At 44.5% G+C, this 20582-nt stretch carries 17 protein-coding genes and 1 rRNA gene; 13 read left to right on the forward strand and 5 right to left on the reverse strand.

The genetic code is table 11. The features are described from left to right. The first annotated feature begins 112 nt into the window (after positions 1–112). The 3 genes from ppc (at position 113) to AACX68_RS11620 (ending at position 3720) form a co-directional block, all read left to right on the forward strand. A complete protein-coding gene (ppc, locus tag AACX68_RS11610) occupies positions 113–2749 on the forward strand; it encodes a phosphoenolpyruvate carboxylase (RefSeq protein ID WP_228858003.1) in 2637 nt (878 codons plus the stop codon). A 27-nt stretch (positions 2750–2776) separates the two neighbouring features. Beyond that, complete coding sequence (locus tag AACX68_RS11615; protein ID WP_228858004.1) at positions 2777–3010, forward strand: hypothetical protein; 234 nt, start codon at positions 2777–2779, stop codon at positions 3008–3010. Positions 3011–3072: 62 nt separating this feature from the next. Further along, a complete protein-coding gene (locus AACX68_RS11620) occupies positions 3073–3720 on the forward strand; it encodes a hypothetical protein (protein WP_228858005.1) in 648 nt (215 codons plus the stop codon). Positions 3721–3741: 21 nt separating this feature from the next. Here the strand turns inward: AACX68_RS11620 and metF are convergent, their stop codons facing one another. The 3 genes from metF to argE form a co-directional block, all read right to left on the reverse strand. After that, entirely contained in the window at positions 3742–4629 is an 888-nt protein-coding gene (gene metF / locus AACX68_RS11625) for a methylenetetrahydrofolate reductase (protein WP_099111258.1), read from the reverse strand. A gap of 336 nt (positions 4630–4965) precedes the next feature. After that, positions 4966–5985: a glycosyltransferase family 9 protein gene (locus AACX68_RS11630; protein ID WP_228858006.1), complete on the reverse strand. Its 1020-nt coding sequence runs from the start codon at positions 5983–5985 to the stop codon at positions 4966–4968. A 200-nt stretch (positions 5986–6185) separates the two neighbouring features. Next, positions 6186–7343, reverse strand: a complete 1158-nt coding sequence (argE, locus tag AACX68_RS11635) for an acetylornithine deacetylase (protein WP_228858007.1) — start codon at positions 7341–7343, stop codon at positions 6186–6188. Between the two features lie 130 nt (positions 7344–7473). Here argE and argC point away from each other — a divergent pair, with 130 nt between their 5' ends. The 5 genes from argC to oxyR all read left to right on the forward strand — a co-directional run bounded on the left by argC (position 7474) and on the right by oxyR (position 13209). After that, positions 7474–8478, forward strand: coding sequence for an N-acetyl-gamma-glutamyl-phosphate reductase (gene argC, locus AACX68_RS11640; RefSeq protein ID WP_228858008.1), 1005 nt, complete (start codon positions 7474–7476; stop codon positions 8476–8478). Positions 8479–8547: 69 nt separating this feature from the next. Continuing rightward, complete coding sequence (gene argB / locus AACX68_RS11645) at positions 8548–9321, forward strand: acetylglutamate kinase (RefSeq protein WP_228858009.1); 774 nt, start codon at positions 8548–8550, stop codon at positions 9319–9321. 102 nt (positions 9322–9423) lie between these two features. After that, positions 9424–10656: an argininosuccinate synthase gene (locus AACX68_RS11650; RefSeq protein WP_228858010.1), complete on the forward strand. Its 1233-nt coding sequence runs from the start codon at positions 9424–9426 to the stop codon at positions 10654–10656. A 33-nt stretch (positions 10657–10689) separates the two neighbouring features. After that, on the forward strand, positions 10690–12069 hold the full coding sequence (gene argH / locus AACX68_RS11655) for an argininosuccinate lyase (RefSeq protein WP_228858011.1): 1380 nt from the start codon (positions 10690–10692) through the stop codon (positions 12067–12069). A gap of 222 nt (positions 12070–12291) precedes the next feature. Then, a complete protein-coding gene (gene oxyR / locus AACX68_RS11660; RefSeq protein ID WP_228858012.1) occupies positions 12292–13209 on the forward strand; it encodes a DNA-binding transcriptional regulator OxyR in 918 nt (305 codons plus the stop codon). On the opposite strand, the gene sthA is transcribed toward oxyR, so the two are convergent. Continuing rightward, a complete protein-coding gene (gene sthA, locus AACX68_RS11665; protein ID WP_099111267.1) occupies positions 13201–14604 on the reverse strand; it encodes a Si-specific NAD(P)(+) transhydrogenase in 1404 nt (467 codons plus the stop codon). The two genes, oxyR and sthA, sit on opposite strands and share 9 nt — an antisense overlap. A gap of 209 nt (positions 14605–14813) precedes the next feature. Here sthA and fabR point away from each other — a divergent pair, with 209 nt between their 5' ends. After that, complete coding sequence (fabR, locus tag AACX68_RS11670; protein WP_228858013.1) at positions 14814–15506, forward strand: HTH-type transcriptional repressor FabR; 693 nt, start codon at positions 14814–14816, stop codon at positions 15504–15506. A 25-nt stretch (positions 15507–15531) separates the two neighbouring features. Next, entirely contained in the window at positions 15532–15906 is a 375-nt protein-coding gene (locus tag AACX68_RS11675; RefSeq protein WP_099111268.1) for a YijD family membrane protein, read from the forward strand. Between the two features lie 88 nt (positions 15907–15994). Here the strand turns inward: AACX68_RS11675 and trmA are convergent, their stop codons facing one another. Next, positions 15995–17095, reverse strand: a complete 1101-nt coding sequence (gene trmA / locus AACX68_RS11680; RefSeq protein WP_228858014.1) for a tRNA (uridine(54)-C5)-methyltransferase TrmA — start codon at positions 17093–17095, stop codon at positions 15995–15997. Positions 17096–17272: 177 nt separating this feature from the next. Between trmA and btuB the strand changes: the two genes are divergently transcribed. From btuB to AACX68_RS11695, 3 genes are all read left to right on the forward strand, one after another. Beyond that, a complete protein-coding gene (btuB, locus tag AACX68_RS11685) occupies positions 17273–19087 on the forward strand; it encodes a TonB-dependent vitamin B12 receptor BtuB (RefSeq protein ID WP_228858015.1) in 1815 nt (604 codons plus the stop codon). Continuing rightward, positions 19032–19910, forward strand: a complete 879-nt coding sequence (gene murI, locus AACX68_RS11690) for a glutamate racemase (RefSeq protein WP_228858016.1) — start codon at positions 19032–19034, stop codon at positions 19908–19910. Before btuB ends, murI begins: the two co-directional genes overlap by 56 nt. 372 nt (positions 19911–20282) lie before the next feature. Then, positions 20283–20582, forward strand: a 16S ribosomal RNA gene (locus AACX68_RS11695); the annotation flags it as partial.

Consider the following 20582-nt stretch of genomic DNA (forward strand, 5'->3'; position numbering starts at 1 on the left):
CCCCGGGAGCATAGATAACTATGTGACCGGGGTGAATGAGCGCAGCCAACAAAGAGGCAGCTTGAAAGGCGAAGGGTAAATATGCATACAGCAACACAAGGTCAGGACTCACATGAATCAACAATATTCCGCAATGCGAAGTAATGTCAGTATGCTTGGTAAGATACTGGGAAACACGATCAAAGAAGCTCAGGGCAAGGACATTCTTGATAAAGTTGAAACGATAAGGAAATTATCCAAATCATCCCGTGCCGGAAACGACGCTGATCGCCAGCAACTGTTATCGACACTGCAAAATTTATCTAATGATGAATTACTGCCGGTTGCCAGAGCGTTTAACCAGTTTCTTAATCTGGCCAATGCTGCTGAACAATATCACAGCATCTCACCGCATGGTGAAGCAGCCAGTAACCCGGTTGCATTAGCAGCGCTCTTTGAACGGCTGAAAAGTAAAAACTTCAATAATGATGATTTGGTTCAGGCGGTCAATGAACTTTCCATTGAACTGGTGCTGACCGCGCATCCGACAGAAATTGCCCGTCGCACTCTGATCCATAAACTGGTTGAAGTGAATACCTGTCTGGCACAACTGGATCATGATGATTTGGCTGATTACGAGCATAACAATATTATGCGTCGTTTACGCCAGTTGGTTGCTCAGTCCTGGCATACCGATGAAATCCGCAAAATCCGTCCTACCCCGATTGATGAAGCCAAATGGGGTTTTGCGGTAGTGGAAAATAGCCTGTGGGAAGGTGTTCCAGCGTTTTTGCGTGAATTCAATGAGCAACTAGAAGAATCTATCGGTTACAGCTTACCGGTGGAAGCGGTGCCAATCCGTTTTACTTCCTGGATGGGTGGCGACCGGGATGGAAATCCTAACGTCACCGCAGAAGTTACCCGCCATGTGCTGTTACTTAGCCGCTGGAAAGCCGCTGACTTGTTTCTGAAGGATATTCAGGTTCTGGTATCCGAGCTTTCGATGTCGGAATGCACGCCAGAGCTACGTCAGCTGGCAGGGGGGGATGAGGTTATCGAGCCTTATCGTGAAATTGCTAAACAGTTGCGTACTCAATTAAATAACACGCTGGCCTATCTGGAAAAACGCCTGAAAGGTGAACAGGTTATCCCTCCGGCAGATTTATTGCTGCATAACGATCAATTATGGCAGCCGCTCTATGCCTGTTACCAGTCCCTGAAAGCCTGCGGTATGGAAATTATCGCCGATGGTCAGTTGCTGGATATTCTGCGTCGTATCCGTTGTTTCGGTCTGTCACTGGTTCGTATCGATATTCGTCAGGAAAGTACCCGTCATACCGATGCTATTGCCGAGCTGACCCAATATCTGGAAATGGGCGATTATGCGAGCTGGTCAGAAACAGAGAAACAAGCCTTTTTGTTGCGTGAACTGAATTCGAAACGCCCGCTAATTCCCCGTCACTGGCAGCCAAGTGCAGAAACTCAGGAAGTATTGGAAACCTGTAAAGTCATTGCAGAATCGCCACCGGATGCGATTGCTGCCTATGTTATTTCTATGGCGAAAGTCCCTTCAGATGTACTAGCAGTGAAATTACTGCTGAAAGCAGCGGACTGTTCATTGTCATTACCTGTAGCACCATTGTTTGAAACGCTTGATGACCTGAATAACGCGGAAAGTGTGATCCAGCAGTTGCTCCATATCGAATGGTATCGTGAACTGATTCAGGATAAACAAATGGTCATGATTGGCTATTCTGACTCAGCAAAAGATGCGGGCGTGATGGCAGCATCGTGGGCACAGTATCGTGCTCAGGATGCACTGATCAGAGTGTGTGAAAAAGAAGGTGTGAAACTGACACTGTTTCACGGCCGGGGAGGAACAATCGGGCGTGGTGGTGCTCCGGCACATTCGGCATTACTTTCTCAGCCGCCTGGCAGCCTGAAAGGAGGGTTGCGTGTAACAGAACAGGGAGAAATGATCCGCTTCAAGTTCGGCTTGCCACAGGTGACGATTAGTAGTCTGGCAATGTACGCCAGCGCCATTCTGGAGGCGAACTTATTGCCACCGCCAGAGCCGAAACCTGAATGGAAGCAGATCATGGATACGCTTTCCGATATTTCCTGTGATATGTATCGTGATTACGTCCGCGAGCAGCCGGAATTTGTACCTTATTTTCGTTCAGCAACTCCTGAACAGGAACTGGCTAAATTACCGTTAGGCTCGCGCCCTGCCAAACGTCGCCCGACAGGTGGAGTAGAAAGCCTGCGCGCTATTCCATGGATTTTCGCGTGGACGCAAAACCGCCTGATGCTTCCGGCATGGCTGGGTGCGGGGGCTGCATTACAGCATGTGATAGAGGCTGGTCAGCAGGATACTTTGTCTGAAATGTCCCGTGACTGGCCATTTTTTACGACGCGTATCGCTATGCTGGAGATGGTTTTCGCCAAGGCTGATTTATGGCTGGCAGAATATTATGACCAACGTCTGGTTGATAAAAAACTGTGGTCGCTGGGTACGAAACTGCGTAATCAACTTTTAGCCGATATCGAGACTGTTCTGGCCGTTTCACGTGATGGGCAACTGATGGCGGATCTGCCGTGGATAGCTGAATCCATCGCATTGCGTAATGTTTATACAGACCCGCTGAATGTTTTACAGGCAGAGCTATTACAACGCTCCCGCCAGCAGGAACAGCCTGATCCTCGCGTAGAACTGGCGCTGATGGTAACAATAGCAGGGGTTGCGGCGGGGATGCGCAATACAGGTTAGTATTTCGTTTTCTTGATGAGAAAAAAGGTGAAACCGGATGGGAAACTGTCCGGTTTTGCTTATTGTATCGGGAGTCCATTCAAACATAAATTACAGGGAGTGAATTCGCTTATTACCTATCTGTCCAATATGCTTGCTTCTCTGTCAGTGGGTATGGTGATGAGCGATCAGGCTGGGTGGTATATCCTGAATATTGTTAGTATGGTTATTATTGTTGGATTTATGTTTTGGTTTACTTCCAGAAATAACAGGATATGTTGATGGGAAATTGCTCAAATTTCTGTATGATTTAAAACCAACTTGTCCAGTGTGAGGGGCAAAATATGAATAACAACAGTCATGAAGGACAGAGTATTTCGATGCCGTATTTGATAGCAGACGTAGATTTTAACCGTAAACTACGTATTTCTGAAAAAAACGTAGAACATACGGTTTCTTTTCTTGAAAATGGCGCAAAAGATTTTATTTTGCCTGATTTTGTGACTCCACATGGATATCGCTTTGTAAAGTCATTAAAGCAGGCGCAATACCGTATGATCACATCAGGTGATAAACCCGAAACGGTTTACGCCGTCAAACTGATTTTTCGCAACGACATTATTGTTGATAAAGAAACCTGTACTCAAATCATGGTCTGGCGTACTTTCAGCCCTGAACATCAGGATGCTGTCAGTGGTTTTCCTCGGCGTTTTTTCAGATTCTTGTTAGATAATTACAGGATTATCGTGACAGATGAAGAGCAGACAGGTGATGGTAAACGTTTTTGGCAAATTATGATCGCTTGGTCTATGTCTGTTGGTTATCACGTTTATATTTCTGATGGTGGAGAAATAGATCGCCCACTCACAGCGGTAACCAGTATGGATGAACTTCTTGATAAATGGGATGCGTTTTGTTGGGGAAGAGACACAGATTTACATCGTCACCGTTTGATTGTAATCAGTAAGGACGTTTTGTCTTCGCCGAACTAAAGAGTTCGGCGGAAATGGAATTCAACAAGGGCGAACCCCTAATGTATGGCAGATTGCATAACTCAATTCCGCTCGGTTCAGAGTATAGAAATGGAAATCTTTTACTCCTTCGCGGCTCAGAATTTTCACCATATCCATTGCAATTGAAGCGCCCACTAAGCTGCGGCTTTCAGGATCATCATCCAATCCTTCAAACATTCTGGTCATCCAGCTTGGGATACGAACATTAGTCATAGTCGCAAACCGCTGTAGCTGACGGAAGTTAGAGACAGGCAAAATGCCCGGCACGATTTCTACATCAATTCCTGTTGAAACACAGCGATCACGAAAGCGAAGATAACTTTCCACATCAAAAAAGAATTGAGTAATAGCGCGATTAGCACCGGCATCAATTTTTCTTTTCAGGTTAATCAGGTCAGATTGCGCACTTTTTGCTTCGGGATGGACTTCCGGATAAGCCGCCACGGAAATATCAAAATCAGCCTCTTTTTTTAAGAGTTCAACCAAATCAGCGCCGTACATTTCAGGTTTACTGCTGCCATTTGGTAAATCGCCACGCAAGGCCACAATATGACGAATCCCACTACTCCAGTAATCGTGGGCGATGTTACACAATTCTTCACGGTTGGCATCAATACAAGTTAGATGAGGCGCAGCTTCAAGGCCTGTTCTGTCTTTGATGCCCTTAATGATGCTATGAGTACGATCACGCTCACCAGAATTAGCTCCATAAGTCACGGAAACAAACTTAGGCTTAAGTTTGCTTAGACGGTCAATGGACTTCCACAGGGTCTGTTCCATTTCAGCCGTTTGGGGTGGAAAAAATTCGAAGGAAACACGAATTTGACCTTCAAGTTCAGCCAGATTCTGATTTAGTGCCTCTTGATGATTAGCGTGAAAGAAACTCATACCCTGTACCCTCGTGAACGAACGGAGTTTTTCTCCGATTATATTTAGATGCTTAAATGTTTATATGTCTATCCATTTAGACGTCCAAATAGAATGAGCGAAGCGGGATTTTTAGTCAATTAGGAAATGGCTTATTTCCAGTGAGGAATATTCAGTGTGATCAGGAAAGAAATTCATGTTGGGAAAGGTATCTGTACAAACTGCTACGTGGAAGCTGTTCGGTATAGAGGATAGTTGCTGACAAAAGCAGCAATGGCACGGATGCTGCTTTAAGTTGTTGTTGCTTTACTTTTTACGATTAAGGGGAATCAATTGACTTAACATACCAATAAATAATTAACTATAGCTGTCACTAGACAGAGAGAGGCTGTAACATTTTTTCAGTAAAAAACTGACGGCATCACATATTTTTCTCACATCAATATCATTTACTATACTTCCTTCTTTTAAAAGGATATTTTCAACATTAATAGGATGCCAGCGTAAATATTTTTCAGGCCTATTTTCAAACAAAGAGACCACAGGTATTTGTAATGCTGAACTTAGGTGCACTGGAGCGCTATCGGCTGAAACAATAATGTCCATGCAGCTAGTAGCTGCAATCATATCTTGAACATGCTCTGTTTTAAGATAATGAACTGAAAGAGCAGTAAAGTATTGTTCTTTTATTTCTTCATTTTGGTCATGGAAAATAAAAAAATTAGCTTCATTTCCTATCAATTTTACTAAATCAGCCCACTTACTTATATCCAATTTTCTGTTTGCTGATTTGTTAGAAATAAACAAACCTATTTTAGGTTTATTTCCCTGTCCTATATTTCTCATCCATTCCTCACGTAAAATTGGATCAGGATAAACATAGGGTTTTAATGTATTGATCTTGGGTGTTTCAACTTCGGGGATCAAGTCAAATCCAGATAAAATCTCATGTTTTATTGGCCTATGAGTGACATGATTGGGATCTCTATCATCAAATTCACTTTCCTTTGTGTGCCAGCGACAATCGGGTATATTTAATTGTCGAATAAACTGGATGCTATTTTTATTTAATCCACCATTCGGAATTATTCCAATATCAAATTTCATTTTTCTCAGCCGGAAAATAAGAGCAATCCTATTTATCAATGAATTTAATATCCCGGGATGTACATTGCGTTCACGATTTTTGCTATAAACATAAGTATGAACAAATGAAATATCAGGATTTCTATCCAGCACCGGAGCATTATATTTATTGGCTAAAACATGAATTTCAGCATTTGGATACGTTTTCTTTATGGTATGGATTAAAGGTGTTGTACATATCATATCTCCAAGAAAATCTATTCTGATTATTAAAATTTTCTTTTTTTTCATATACCCGTCATTCTGCACGTGATTATTACATTTATTTTGTGATTTATTTCATGATGTTATCCATTGGCTAATTAATATTAGTCAGTTTATTGTATTTATCCAGTGTGCCGTAAAATTTTGGCATTCAGGCGTGGAATATAAGGTGAGCAGGAGTCCCCAGCCTTCAGGCTGGGGAGGATATTAAGTTATCTTGGATAAGATTAACCCACACCCAAACAAAAATGCTCCACAATCTGGGCGATCAGTTTCCTTGTCGGCTCAATCATCGACACTTCTATATATTCATCAGGTTGATGGGCCTGTTCAATGGAGCCCGGTCCCAGAACTATTGTCGGGCAGAGTTGCTGAATAAAAGGCGCTTCCGTACAGTAATTGACGGTTTCTGCTTTTGTTCCTAATAGTCTTTCGATGACACCGACCAGTTTGTGATTGGTCGGGCACTCATAACCGGGAATGGGGGGATGAAGTTCTGTTACATTCAGGCGTCCCGGCCAGCGCTGCTTGACGGGTTCCAGTGATTCATTCAGTGCTTCATTCAAATCCTGTAATGTCAGACTGGGTAGCGGGCGAATATCCATATGCAGCTCACAGCAGGCACAGATCCGGTTAGCTGCATCACCACCGTGGATATGACCAAAATTCATGGTGGGGTAGGGAATGGCGAAAGCCGGATTATGGTAACGCTCCTGCAAGGTATGACGTAATTTCATCAACTGTGTGATGGATTCATGCATCAAATCAATAGCATTAACACCCCGTGCCGGATCACTGGAGTGGCCGGATTTCCCTTCAATACGGATAGCATGGGCAACATGCCCTTTATGGGCGCGGATTGGTTGTAGTGATGTCGGTTCGCCAATAATGGCAAAATCAGGTCGGATAGTTGCGTTTGCGGCAAAATATCGGGCACCAGCCATAGAGGTTTCTTCATCTGCGGTTGCCAGAATATAGAGTGGATGAGACAGCTTACTAATATCAATATCTCGTATTGCATCAATGATAAAGGCAAAGAAGCCTTTCATATCAGCAGTTCCCAGTCCGTATAATTTGCCATCACGTTCTGTCAGTGTGAATGGATCCTGAGTCCAGCGCCCGGCATCAAATGGCACAGTGTCTGTATGACCGCATAAGAGTAACCCTCCAGAGCCACTCCCTAACGTTGCCAGCATATTAAATTTTCCGCGAGATTCCGGCACAGGCTGAACCTCAATTTCAAAACCAATCTGTTTCAGCCAGTCAGCCAATAGAGAGATAACCGATTCATTACTTTGATCTAGCTCCTCGTCCACGGCACTGATGGAAGGTGCTGCGATAAGCTGGCGATATAACTCAATAAACGTAGGTAATTTAATATTCACTGTTGACAGCCCTTATTCAAGATAGTATCAATATTAATGCAATTTAATTGAATATAAATTCAATTGTGTAATCGGGTTACTACATTGGGTTAATACAATACATTGGGTTAATACAAGGTGAATAAATCCCATGCTTAATACGCTGATAGTTGGTGCCAGTGGCTATACCGGAGCAGAGTTAGCAGCATGTCTGCAACGCCATCCTTATATACATCTTGCGGGTCTGATGGTTTCAGCTCAAAGCTCTGATGCCGGAAAGTGCTTGTCAGAACTTTACCCACAGTATAAAGGAACCCTTGATTTACCTTTACAGCCGTTAACTGATGTGGCTGAAGCCGCAAGCGGTATTGATATTGTTTTCCTTGCTACCGCACACGAAGTCAGCCATGACATTGCTCCGGAATTTCTACAGGCAGGTTGTATCGTATTTGATTTATCTGGTGCCTATCGCGTACAAAATACACTGTTTTATTCAGAATACTACGGATTTGAGCATAAAAATATCGATTGGCTTGAGCAGGCGGTATATGGGCTGGCGGAATGGCAGGCGGAGAAAATTAAAACAGCTCAGCTGATCGCGGTTCCGGGTTGTTACCCTACGGTTTCACAGCTTTCGCTGAAACCACTGCTGGAAGCTGGTTTGCTGGATACAGAGCAATGGCCCGTTATTAATGCTGTTAGTGGTGTAAGTGGGGCCGGGCGTAAGGCGTCGATAAATAACAATTTTTGTGAAGTCAGTTTGCAGCCTTATGGTGTTTTCAATCATCGCCACCAGCCGGAAATTGCTACACATTTAGGGATAGATGTGATTTTCACCCCCCATTTGGGCAATTTTGCGCGAGGGATCTTAGCTACGATTACCTGCAAGCTGAAAGCCGGTATCACAGAAGAACAAGTCAGGCATGCATATCAACAGGCGTATCACGATAAGCCACTTATTCGGTTATATGAAAAAGGTGTTCCTGCCCTGAAAGGGGTCGTCGGGTTGCCATTCTGTGATATTGGTTTTGCTGTACAAGGGCAGCATCTGATTATTGTCGGGGCTGAGGATAATCTTCTGAAAGGTGCAGCAGCGCAGGCAGTGCAGTGTATGAATATTCGCTTCGGGTTCGAAGAAACTCAGGCGTTACTTTAATTCAAGGTGTTTTGAATTCAGAGCTTTTTTATTTCAGAAATTATTTGATACCGACAGAGGATAAATCTGATGGAGCCATTAGTTATCAAGCTGGGTGGGGTGTTATTAGATAGTGATGAAGCGCTGGTACGATTATTTTCCACATTACAGTTATATCGAAAAACGCATAAACGTCCTTTAGTCATTGTACATGGGGGCGGTTGCTTGGTTGATGAACTGATGCAGAAATTACAGTTGCCGATTATCAAGAAACAGGGCCTGCGTGTAACGCCAGCAGATCAGATTGATATTATTACCGGGACACTGGCTGGCACAGCCAATAAAACCTTACTCTCCTGGGCGATAAAATACCGTTTACCTGCGGTTGGTCTATGTTTGGGTGATGGCTGTGTTGTGAAAGTTTCTCCGTTTAACGAGGAATTTGGTCACACGGGCATGGCTTCCCCCGGTAATCCGGATTTACTGAAAATTTTACTGGATATCGGTTATATCCCCATTATTAGCTCTATTGGTATTACAGAAGACGGCAAATTAATGAATGTGAATGCAGATCAAGCTGCTACAGCTGTCGCACAGTCACTGGATGCCGATTTAGTTTTTCTGTCAGATGTCAGCGGTGTTCTGAACGGAAAAGGCAACAAGATCCCTGAAGTCTCAGAAAAAGAAATACAGCAGATGATTGAACAGGGTGTGATTACTGACGGCATGGTTGTGAAAGTCCATGCAGCACTGGAAGCCGCAAAAACACTGGGGCGTCCGGTGGATATCGCCAGCTGGCGTTATGCTGATCAACTGATTGCTCTATTTAATGGTATATCCGTTGGCACCCGCATTCTGGCATAACCATGCTGACATAACAGAGAATGAAAACGGTTTTGACTGATTAACAGCATGGCACCTTTCTGGTGAAAACTTGCTGGTGAATAAAAGTAAAAGGCTACCTCTATGACAACGACGACGACTTCGGTAAAAAACAGTATTAAAAAGATTGTGCTGGCATATTCTGGCGGTTTGGATACTTCTGCCATCATTCCGTGGCTGAAAGAACATTATGGCAATTGTGATGTTATCGCATTTGTCGCAGATGTTGGTCAGAGCCGTGAAGATTTGGAGGGTATAGAACAAAAAGCATTGCGTTCCGGGGCCTCAGAATGCCATATCGCCGATCTGCGTGAAGAATTCATCAAAGAATATGTTTATCCGGTACTGAAAACCGGAGCATTGTACGAAGGCAGTTATTTGCTCGGTACTTCAATGGCTCGCCCGATTATCGCCAAAGCGCAGGTTGAACTGGCCCTGAAAGTGGGGGCTGATGCGCTGGCGCATGGGGCGACTGGTAAAGGGAATGATCAGGTTCGTTTTGAGAGTACCTATACGGCATTGGCTCCACATCTGAAAGTCGTCGCTCCGTGGCGAGAGTGGGATCTGCGTTCCCGTGAAGCGTTGCTGGATTATCTGAAAGTCCGTGATATTCCTACTACGGCAACGCTGGAAAAAATTTACAGCCGTGATGAAAACGCGTGGCACATTTCCACCGAAGGTGGCGTATTGGAAAGTACGTGGAATGCGGCGAATAAAGATTGTTGGGAGTGGACTGTAGAGCCGGAAGATGCTCCTGACGAGCCTGAATATCTTTCTGTCACTGTTGAGAAAGGAGAGGTTGTCGGCGTCAATGGGAAGTTACTGTCACCATATCAATGCCTTAATGAATTGAATGAGCTGGGTGCTAAACATGGCATTGGCCGGATCGATATTGTGGAAAACCGTCTGGTTGGAATGAAGTCCCGTGGCTGTTATGAAACACCGGGAGGAACCATCATGATGGCGGCTCTACGTGGTGTTGAACAGTTAGTTCTGGATCGTGACAGTTTTAAATGGCGTCAGCAGTTGGGTCTGGAGATGTCTTACGTTGTTTATGATGGGCGCTGGTTTGTGCCGCTGCGTCAGTCTATTCAGGCAGCGGCAGAAATGCTGGCTGAGAATGTCAGTGGTGAAGTGATCCTGAAGCTGTATAAGGGGCAGGTGACAGCCACTCAGAAAACGTCTCCTCATACCCTCTATTCTGAAGAGTTTGCTACTTTTGGCGAGGATGAAGTTTATGATCACAGTCATGCTGAAGGTTTTATCCGCCTACATTCGCTTTCTTCCCGCATTCGTGCGCTGAAAAACAAAAAGTAATTTCCGGCTAATAAAAAGAAGAGGAATGCAATTATGGCACTTTGGGGTGGGCGCTTCAGTCAGGAAGCTGATCAGCAATTTAAGCAGTTTAATGATTCTCTGCGGTTTGATTATCGTCTGGCAGAGCAGGATATTGTTGGCTCTGTCGCGTGGTCAAAGGCGCTGGTCACAGTGGGTGTTCTGACATCTGAAGAGCAACAGAAGCTGGGGTTGGCGCTGAATGCATTACTGGATGAAGTGAGAACCAACCCAGAGGCTATTTTGCAAAGCGATGCGGAAGATATTCATAGCTGGGTGGAAGGCCAGCTGATCGCAAAAGTTGGGGATTTAGGCAAAAAACTGCATACAGGACGCAGCCGTAATGATCAGGTCGCGACTGATCTGAAATTGTGGTGTAAGGATCAGATAGCGGATATCCGGCAAGCTCTGACAGCATTACAACAGGCATTAGTGATTACGGCTGAGAATAATCAGGATGCTGTTATGCCGGGGTATACTCATTTACAGCGGGCGCAGCCGGTGACTTTCGCACATTGGTGTCTCGCATATGCAGAAATGCTTGCCCGTGATGAAAGCCGTTTGCAGGATACTTTAAAACGGCTGGATGTCAGCCCGTTGGGATGTGGTGCGTTAGCGGGAACGGCTTATGATATTGATCGGGAACAACTGGCTTCATGGCTTGGTTTTGCCTCTGCAACCCGTAATAGTTTAGATAGCGTATCAGACCGTGATCATGTGCTGGAACTGCTGTCAAATGCCAGCATCAGTATGATCCATCTTTCACGTTTTGCCGAAGATCTGATTTTCTTCAACAGTGGAGAAGCGGACTTTATTGAATTATCGGATCGGGTAACGTCTGGTTCCTCTTTGATGCCTCAAAAGAAAAACCCTGACGCACTGGAACTTATCCGCGGTAAATGTGGTCGGGTACAGGGTGCATTGACAGGTATGATGATGACATTAAAAGGGCTGCCCCTCGCTTATAACAAAGATATGCAGGAGGATAAGGAAGGGCTGTTTGATGCGTTGGATACCTGGCGTGTTTGCCTGCATATGGCTGCAATGGTATTGGATGGCATCCAGATAAAACGTGACCGTTGTCGGGAGGCGGCAAAGCAGGGCTATGCTAATGCTACGGAATTAGCCGATTATCTGGTGGCAAAAGGTGTTCCATTCCGTGAAGCACATCACATTGTTGGTGAAGTAGTGATTGCGGCAATAAAGAAAGGTAAGGCGCTGGAAGAGTTGTCATTGTCTGAATTACAAAGGTTCAGTGAAACTATTTCAATCGATGTATACGATATTTTATCGTTACAGTCCTGTCTGGATAAACGTCTGGCAAAAGGTGGTGTGGCACAGAAACAGGTAACGCTGGCTATTGCTGAGGCAAAGCAGAGGTTACATCTCAGCTAACTGAAACCCCTCTGAGTACATAATTTCCCCGAATCAACGAATTGGGCTGCCTGCTTATTGAGGCGGTCCGATTTATCTATTTTTTTGAATGAATTCCGTCATTTTTTATCAGGTAACTTTATAAAAAAACTGAAATCACCACGAATTGATAGTTTTCTCCTCTCATGCATATAATGATTTATTGATCAATTCTATCATTGATATCAAACAATGAGGTTGGGAATGAATATCCGCGATTTGGAATATCTTGTGGCACTTGCTGAGTATCGACATTTTCGCAGAGCTGCTGATTCTTGTCATGTCAGCCAGCCGACGCTCAGTGGGCAGATACGTAAACTTGAGGATGAGTTGGGCGTAATGCTGCTGGAACGCACAAGCCGCAAGGTCTTGTTTACACAACAGGGGATGTTGCTGGTGGAGCAAGCCAAGACGGTATTGCGAGAAGTGAAGGTATTACAGGAAATGGCCTCACTTCAGGGTGAAAGTATGTCCGGCCCATTACATATCGGTCTTATTCCAACTGTTGGCCCTTATCTCCTGCCACTGATTATCCCTGAACTGCATAAGTTGTTCCCCAAGCTGGAAATGTACCTGCACGAAGCCCAGACTCAGAACTTGCTGGCCCAGCTTGATTGCGGGAAACTGGATTGTGCGATTCTGGCCGCAATAAAAGAAACGGAAGCATTTATTGAAATTCCTCTCTTTAAGGAACCCATGAAGCTTGCGGTCTATGAAGAACATAAATGGGCAGAGCGGGATAAGATCAATATGAGTGAGCTGACCGGTGAAAAGTTATTGATGCTGGAAGATGGTCACTGCTTACGTGATCAGGCAATGGGATTCTGTTTTCAGGCCGGAGCCAAAGAAGATACGCATTTCAGGGCAACCAGTATGGAAACATTGCGTAATATGGTTGCGGCGGGGAGCGGCATCACTTTGTTGCCTGACTTGGCTGTCCCCAAAGAGAAAAAACGTGATGGGATCTGTTATCTTGAGTGTCATAATCCCTTGCCGGAACGTTCTGTGATTCTGGTTTATCGTCCCGGCTCACCTCTGCGTAATCGCTATGAGCAACTGGCAGAGGCGATCCGAACCAGAATGAGGAATTATTTCGACATCAGTGGAACAACATCAAAATAACCGGTTCAGTCCATTAAGGGCAGCAACGCGATAAGCTTCGGCCATTGTCGGATAGTTGAAGGTTGTATTAACGAAATATTCGATACTATTACCTTCACCTTTTTGTTCCATAATCGCCTGACCGATATGAATAATCTCCGCTGCACGTTCGCCAAAACAGTGAATGCCGAGGATCTGTTTTGTCTCGCGGTGGAATAATATCTTGATGCTGCCTACATTCATCCCTGCAATCTGTGCTCTGGCCAGATGTTTAAACTGGGCACGCCCCACTTCATACGGAACTTTCATCGCTGTTAGTTCCTGCTCAGTTTTACCCACAGAACTGATTTCAGGGATGGTATAAATACCTGTTGGAATATCGTCTACCAGATACTTTTCGGCATTCTCAGCTCCGGTCATGATGGCTTTTGCTGCAATGTGCCCCTGATTGTAGGCGGCAGAAGCGAGGCTGGGATAACCAATAACATCACCAACAGCATAAATATTTTCATTGCTGGTCTGATAAACCCGATTTACTTTCAATAGACCACGGCTATCGGTTTCCAGCCCGACGTTTTCCATCCCGAGTTTATCTGTGTTGCCGGTTCGGCCATTGGCATACAGCAGACAGTCTGCTTTAACTTTCTTGCCTGATTTCAGATGGATAATGACGCCATCTTCAAGACCTTCAATCTTTTCATATTCTTCGTTATGGCGGATAACAATACCGCTATTCCAGAAATGATAAGACAGCGCGTCAGACATTTCCTGATCAAGAAATGACAGCAGATGGTCACGGGTATTGATCAAATCGACCTTCACACCCAACCCCCGGAAGATAGAAGCATATTCACAGCCAATTACACCCGCGCCATAAATAATGACATGGCGTGGTTCGTGATCCAGTTCCAGAATAGTATCGCTGTTATAAATACGGGAATGAGTGAAATCGACATCGGGAGGGCAATAAGGGCGAGAGCCTGTGGCAATAATTATTTTGTCGGCACTCAATATATCTACACTATCATCAGCATAGCGCACACTAACATGATGTTCATCGATAAAGGTGGCTTCACCGGCAAACATCTTACACCGATTGCGCTCATAAAACCCTTGCCGCATTTTAGTCTGCTGATTCATGACAACTTCGGCATGACGTAAAATTTCTGAAAACGAGGAGCGAAGAATGCGGGAGTTGTCACTGTAGAGAGGGTTTTGATTAAATTCAATAATACGACTGACTGCATGGCGGAGAGCTTTGGACGGGATAGTGCCCCAGTGGGTACAGCCGCCGCCAATATTGTTATAACGCTCTATAACTGCAACGTTTTTTCTTTGTTTTGCTAACCCCATTGCTGCCCCTTCTCCACCGGGTCCGGAGCCAATCACAATGGCATCAAAATGAGTATATTGCATAGAGGAAAGACCTGTTTTTACACAAAATAACAACTCTATATTAACATTGGTTGGCGTAATAACCTAATTAGCGTACGGTTTTTGTTTCCGATGTTGATATAAAACAGGGAAACATTGGTTAATATCTTTAAGAGAACAATCACAGCAAATGTAGCAGAATCTGATATATTTGCTGCATAGTATAGTCGAGTATGTATATCAGGATTGCTGTGAATAATGTAACTGGCGTCAGAGCGAAACAGAAAGAAAAAACCCGTCGTTCACTGATTGAAGCAGCATTTAGCCAACTGAGTGCTGAACGTAGTTTCACCAGCCTGAGTTTGCGGGAAGTGGCCCGGGAAGCAGGGATTGCACCGACTTCATTCTATCGCCATTTTCGTGATGTGGATGAGTTAGGGCTGACGATGGTGGATGAAAGCGGCTTAATGCTGCGTCAGCTTATGCGTCAGGCTCGCCAGCGTATCGCAAAAGGTGGCAGTATCATTCGCACTTCTGTTTCAACCTTTATGGAGTTTATCGGTAATAATCCGAATGCATTCAGGTTATTGCTGCGTGAACGTTCTGGTACATCCGCTGAGTTCCGTGCAGCGGTCGCACGGGAAATCCAACATTTTATTGCAGAACTGGCAGACTACCTTGAACAGGCCAGTCATATGCCTCGCCATTTTACCGAAATACAAGCCGAAGCGATGGTAACAATTGTGTTCAGTGCGGGTGCAGAAGCGCTGGATATTGATGAAGAAAAAAGACGTCGTCTCGAAGAACGTTTGGTATTACAACTGCGTATGATTTCCAAAGGTGCTTTTTACTGGTATCGGCGGGAGCAGGAAAAAACGGCTAACTTAAAAAATACTGTCCTAAAAACCGCTGTCTCTAAGACTTCTGTCCCTAAAACCCCTTGAACACGACTGAAAGGAGAACAACACGATGGAACAATATCGCCAGGATAAAAGCACAATGCTGCTGGCTCTTATCGTTGGATTGGCAACTCACGGCACTTTTTCAGCATTTTTTAATTCGTTGGTACCTTTTTCAATTTTCCCGATTATCACACTTGCACTATCTTTGTATTGTCTCCATCAGCGTTATTTAAATTATCCCATGGCTGAGGGATTACCAAAACTGGCAGTTGGTTGTTTCTTCTTAGGCCTTTTTGCCTATAACGCAATTATTCGGGTTAACCATCCGGAAATTGGCTCTAACTTCCTGTCTGTTGTGGTTGGAACTGCATTAGTCTTCTGGCTTTACAGGAAGATAAAAGGGCGCAGACAACAGGCAACTCTGTCAGAAAAACATAACTGATGACTGTTTGAGAAACATGTTATGAAAACGCCATAATAATCAGTTATGGCGTTTGTAAGATAAAAACGGGTTGGTAGTAACAATAGAATTAATTGATTCTTTCCAGTAATACCCCACACTCCATATGGTGGGTATAAGGGAACTGATCAAAAAGAGCCAGCTTGCTGACTTTGTGGGTTTGCGACAATGTTTCCAGATTTTGGCAGAGCGTTTCCGGGTTACAGGAAATGTACAGAATTCGCGGGTATCCCTGTACCATTTTCACCGTTTCCTCATCTAAACCACTACGCGGTGGATCGACAAAGATGGTTTCACACTGATAACTCTTCAGGTCAATTCCCTGAAGACGGTTGAATTCCCGCTCTCCATTCATTGCCTGAGTAAATTCTTCTGCGGACATACGGATAATCTGTACGTTATCAATCTGATTGGCTTCAATATTAAACTGCGCAGCAGCAACGGAAGGTTTAGCAATTTCTGTCGCCAGCACACGTTCAAAGTTCTGAGCCAATGCCAGAGAAAAGTTACCATTACCACAATACAGTTCAAGCAGGTCGCCTTTGGCGTCTTTGGTGCTGTTAATCGCCCACTCCAGCATATGGATATTGATACTGGCGTTTGGCTGGGTAAAGCTGTTTTCAACCTGACGGTAAATCATTGTCTTACCCGCGACAGGTAGCTCTTCATCTATATAGTCATGATCAAGCATAATTTTGGTTTTTGACGCACGCCCAATAAGCTGAACATCAAAGCCTTCTGCTTTTAGCTGATCCCGCAATGCGGTTGCTTGTTCACGCCATTCATCCCCCAGTTTTTTATGGTAAAGGAGGGAAACAATGATTTTGTTGCTGCGAGTGGCGAGATAATCAGCCTGAAACAGTTTGTGGCGCAATACTGAATTATTTTTCACGCCCGCAATAATGGCCTGCATCATGCTATTAATGAGTTGGCAGGCTACGGGAAACTGATCAATCCGGATACGCTGCTTAGTTTGTTGATCAAACATAATGTGGTAGAGGTCATCTTCCTCATGCCAGATACGGAATTCTGCACGCATCCTGTAGTGAGATGCGGGGGAACGGAAAACTTCAGGCTCGGGCGCACTAAAGGAAACCATCATTTCTTTCAGACGATGGACTTTCTCCATCAATTGGTTTTCATAATCTTCCGTTGGCAAGAGATTCTGCATTATCTGGTTCTCGTATGATCACATTAAGAAAAATTTCCGAGCGGCATTGTAGGGAAAGTACAAAGGATGTCCAGTTTTCTGGTTCATTACCCGGTTTTTTTGATAGGAAGGTATTCTGGACACTACCCTGCCTTCATCGTAGCATGGCTCTTTAATAGTTAGACGCCATTCTCTCCCATGATAAATAAAAAACACACTTTTATATCCGCCACTTTCATGGTGGTGTTTTCTGGCTGGAGCAATTTCTCCGCCGCAGATAATCAGGACTCGCTGGTGGTGACAGCCAACCGCTTTAAACAGCCCGTTTCTTCTGTGCTGGCACCAGTAACGATTGTGACCCGTGACGAAATAGACAGCTGGCAGTCAAATAGCTTGGTTGATGTACTGCGCCGTTTACCGGGAGTTGATATTTCTCAATATGGTGGAATAGGGCAGAGTTCTTCTTTATTTATACGCGGTTCAGATTCACGCCATGTTTTGATTTTGGTCGATGGCATTCGGTTAAATCAAGCAGGCATTACAGGCTCTTCTGACCTTAGCCAGATCCCGCTTAGTTTAGTGCAAAAAATTGAATATATTCGCGGTGCACGTTCTGCTGTATATGGCTCAGATGCGATTGGAGGAGTACTCAATATCATCACAACACGAGAGCATCAAGGGACGACACTCAATGCAGGGATCGGTTCGCATGGATACCAGAATTACAATGGTTCAACCCAGCAAAAATTGGGTGAAGATACCGCACTGAGTGCCGCAGCGAGCTATATCTATACCAAAGGATTTGATGTGGTGGCGGGTAAAGGAACCAACGAGCCGGATCGAGACGGATTTATGAGTAAAATGCTATGGCTGGGCATTGATCATAAATTTAATGACCAACTCAGCGGATTTGCCCGGACATATGGCTACGATAATCGCTCAAACTATGATGGATCCTTTACTGATACCCGAAAGTTATTTAGCCGTAGTTACGAAACAGGAATTCTATTTAATCGGGATATCTACTCATCTCAGCTTATTACCAGCTATAGCCATGTTAAAGATTACAATTTTAAGCATAAAATCTATAAGGGAAACACAACGCTAAGTGACTCGAAGCAATACAATGTTCAGTGGGGCAACAGTTGGCAGATAGGCCATGGTGCGATTAGTGGAGGGGTAGATTGGAAAAGAGAATCTGTAGCCGCTGGTTCCAACTATATTCCTGTACAAAAAAGTGTTGATAACACAGGCGTGTATTTAACGGGTCAGCAGAAAGTAGATGATTTTATTTTTGAAGGAGCGGTGCGCTCAGACCGTCATTCTGAATATAACTGGAACATGACATGGCAAACAGGAGCGGCTTGGGAATTCATTGATGGCTACCGTTTTGTTATTTCCTATGGAACAGCGTTTAAGGCACCAACACTTGGGCAATTGTATGGCTGGGGAGCTAACCCGAATTTAAAACCAGAAAACAGTAAACAATGGGAAAGTGGAATTGAAGGATTAACCGGAGACCTTAGCTGGCGTTTCTCCATTTATCGTAATGATATTGATCAATTGATTGATTTTTCCAATAACCGCTATTTGAACGTAGGACAGGTAAAAATTAAAGGCGTTGAGTGGACGGGAATGATGGATACCGGCATATTCCAACACCAATTAACACTACAGTATGTTGACCCACGTGATAACAATAATCAGCAATTAACTCGCAGAGCGAAACAGCAGTTGAAGTATCAGTTAGACTGGGAGATCTGCAATATCGATTGGGGAATCACTTATCAATATATTGGGCAGCGTTTTGATCAGGATTTTAATACATCCCCTTCGAAGAGAATAAAATTAGGCGGTGTCAGTCTATGGGATATCAATGGGTCTTATCCAGTCACTGACCGTCTGACAATCCATGCTAGAATAGCTAATCTGTTTGATAAAAATTATGAGACAGCGTATGGCTATCGCACTCCAGGACGAGAATACTTCATCACAGGCAGTTACAACTTCTGATTTAACTACATTCGATATAAAGAAAACCGCCCGCCCGACCATTCTGGTATTTGATTCCGGTGTGGGTGGTTTATCTGTCTATCAGGAGATCCGACAATTGCTGCCGGATCTCCACTATATATATGCATTCGATAATAAAGCCTTCCCCTATGGAGAGAAAACGGCAGAAGTCATTATTGAGCGGGTTGTCAAAGTTGTTGATGAAATCCAGAAAAGGCATCCATTAGCAATTGTCGTTATCGCCTGCAACACCGCGAGTACTGTCAGCCTTCCAGCTTTGCGTGAGCGTTTTTCTTTTCCTGTTGTGGGTGTTGTTCCAGCTATCAAACCTGCCGCGAAGCTCACTTGTAACCGTGTAGTTGGACTATTGGCAACACGGGCAACAGTCAATCGTGACTATACTAAAGAACTTATCACCAGATTCGCTACGGATTGTCAGGTTCATGCTATCGGCTCAGCTGAGCTGGTCGAACTGGCAGAACGAAAGCTGCACGGTGAAACCATTCCTCTGGAAGAGCTGGAAAAAATATTAAAACCGTGGCTGAGAATGAAAGAACCACCAGACACTATTATTTTGGGATGTACTCATTTTCCTTTACTTGCAGAGGAACTGTCTCAGGTTCTGCCTAATGGCACGAGATTGGTTGATTCAGGTGCTGCAATTGCACGAAGAACCGCATGGCTGATCAAAAATCGAGAAAATTTATCCGCAACGACAGAAAATAACTTAGCGTATTGCACCAAAATAGACGCTAATAGTGAGTCTATACGGCCTGTTTTATATAATTATGGCTTCATTTCGCTGGAAAAACTGCCAACTTAAGTCAAATTTGTTGCAATAACCAGCAGTCGATATTTTTTTTCAAAAAAACTATTGTCAGGGCCGAAAAACTCCCTATAATGCGCCACCACTGACCGACGCTGAGCTGAGACACGCCGCGAAGGACAGCGGAACGAAAGCGAAAATAAACGCTTGACTCCGGAGGCGAAAAGCGTAAGATACGCAGCCTCGCAACACGGAACGAGATGTTCGGTTGCAACCGCTCTTTAACAACATAATCAGACAATCTGTGTGGGCACTCGCAAGACACTATCAACAGCCGAAAGGCAAAAAAGATTCAAGTCTTGAAGAGTGACTGAAACAGTTAATTCATTACGAACTAACAGTAACGATTCTTTGAGCATCAAACACTTTTAATTGAAGAGTTTGATCATGGCTCAGATTGAACGCTGGCGGCAGGCCTAACACATGCAAGTCGAGCGGTAACAGGAAGCAGCTTGCTGCTTTGCTGACGAGCGGCGGACGGGTGAGTAATGTCTGGGGATCTGCCCGATGGAGGGGGATAACCACTGGAAACGGTGGCTAATACCGCATGACCTCTTGGGAGCAAAGTGGGGGACCTTCGGGCCTCACGCCATCGGATGAACCCAGATGGGATTAGCTAGTAGGTGGGGTAACGGCTCACCTAGGCGACGATCCCTAGCTGGTCTGAGA

Origin of the sequence: Xenorhabdus sp. PB61.4 (assembly GCF_963894935.1) — a bacterium.
In the GTDB taxonomy this organism is placed as follows: Bacteria; Pseudomonadota; Gammaproteobacteria; order Enterobacterales; family Enterobacteriaceae; genus Xenorhabdus; species Xenorhabdus stockiae.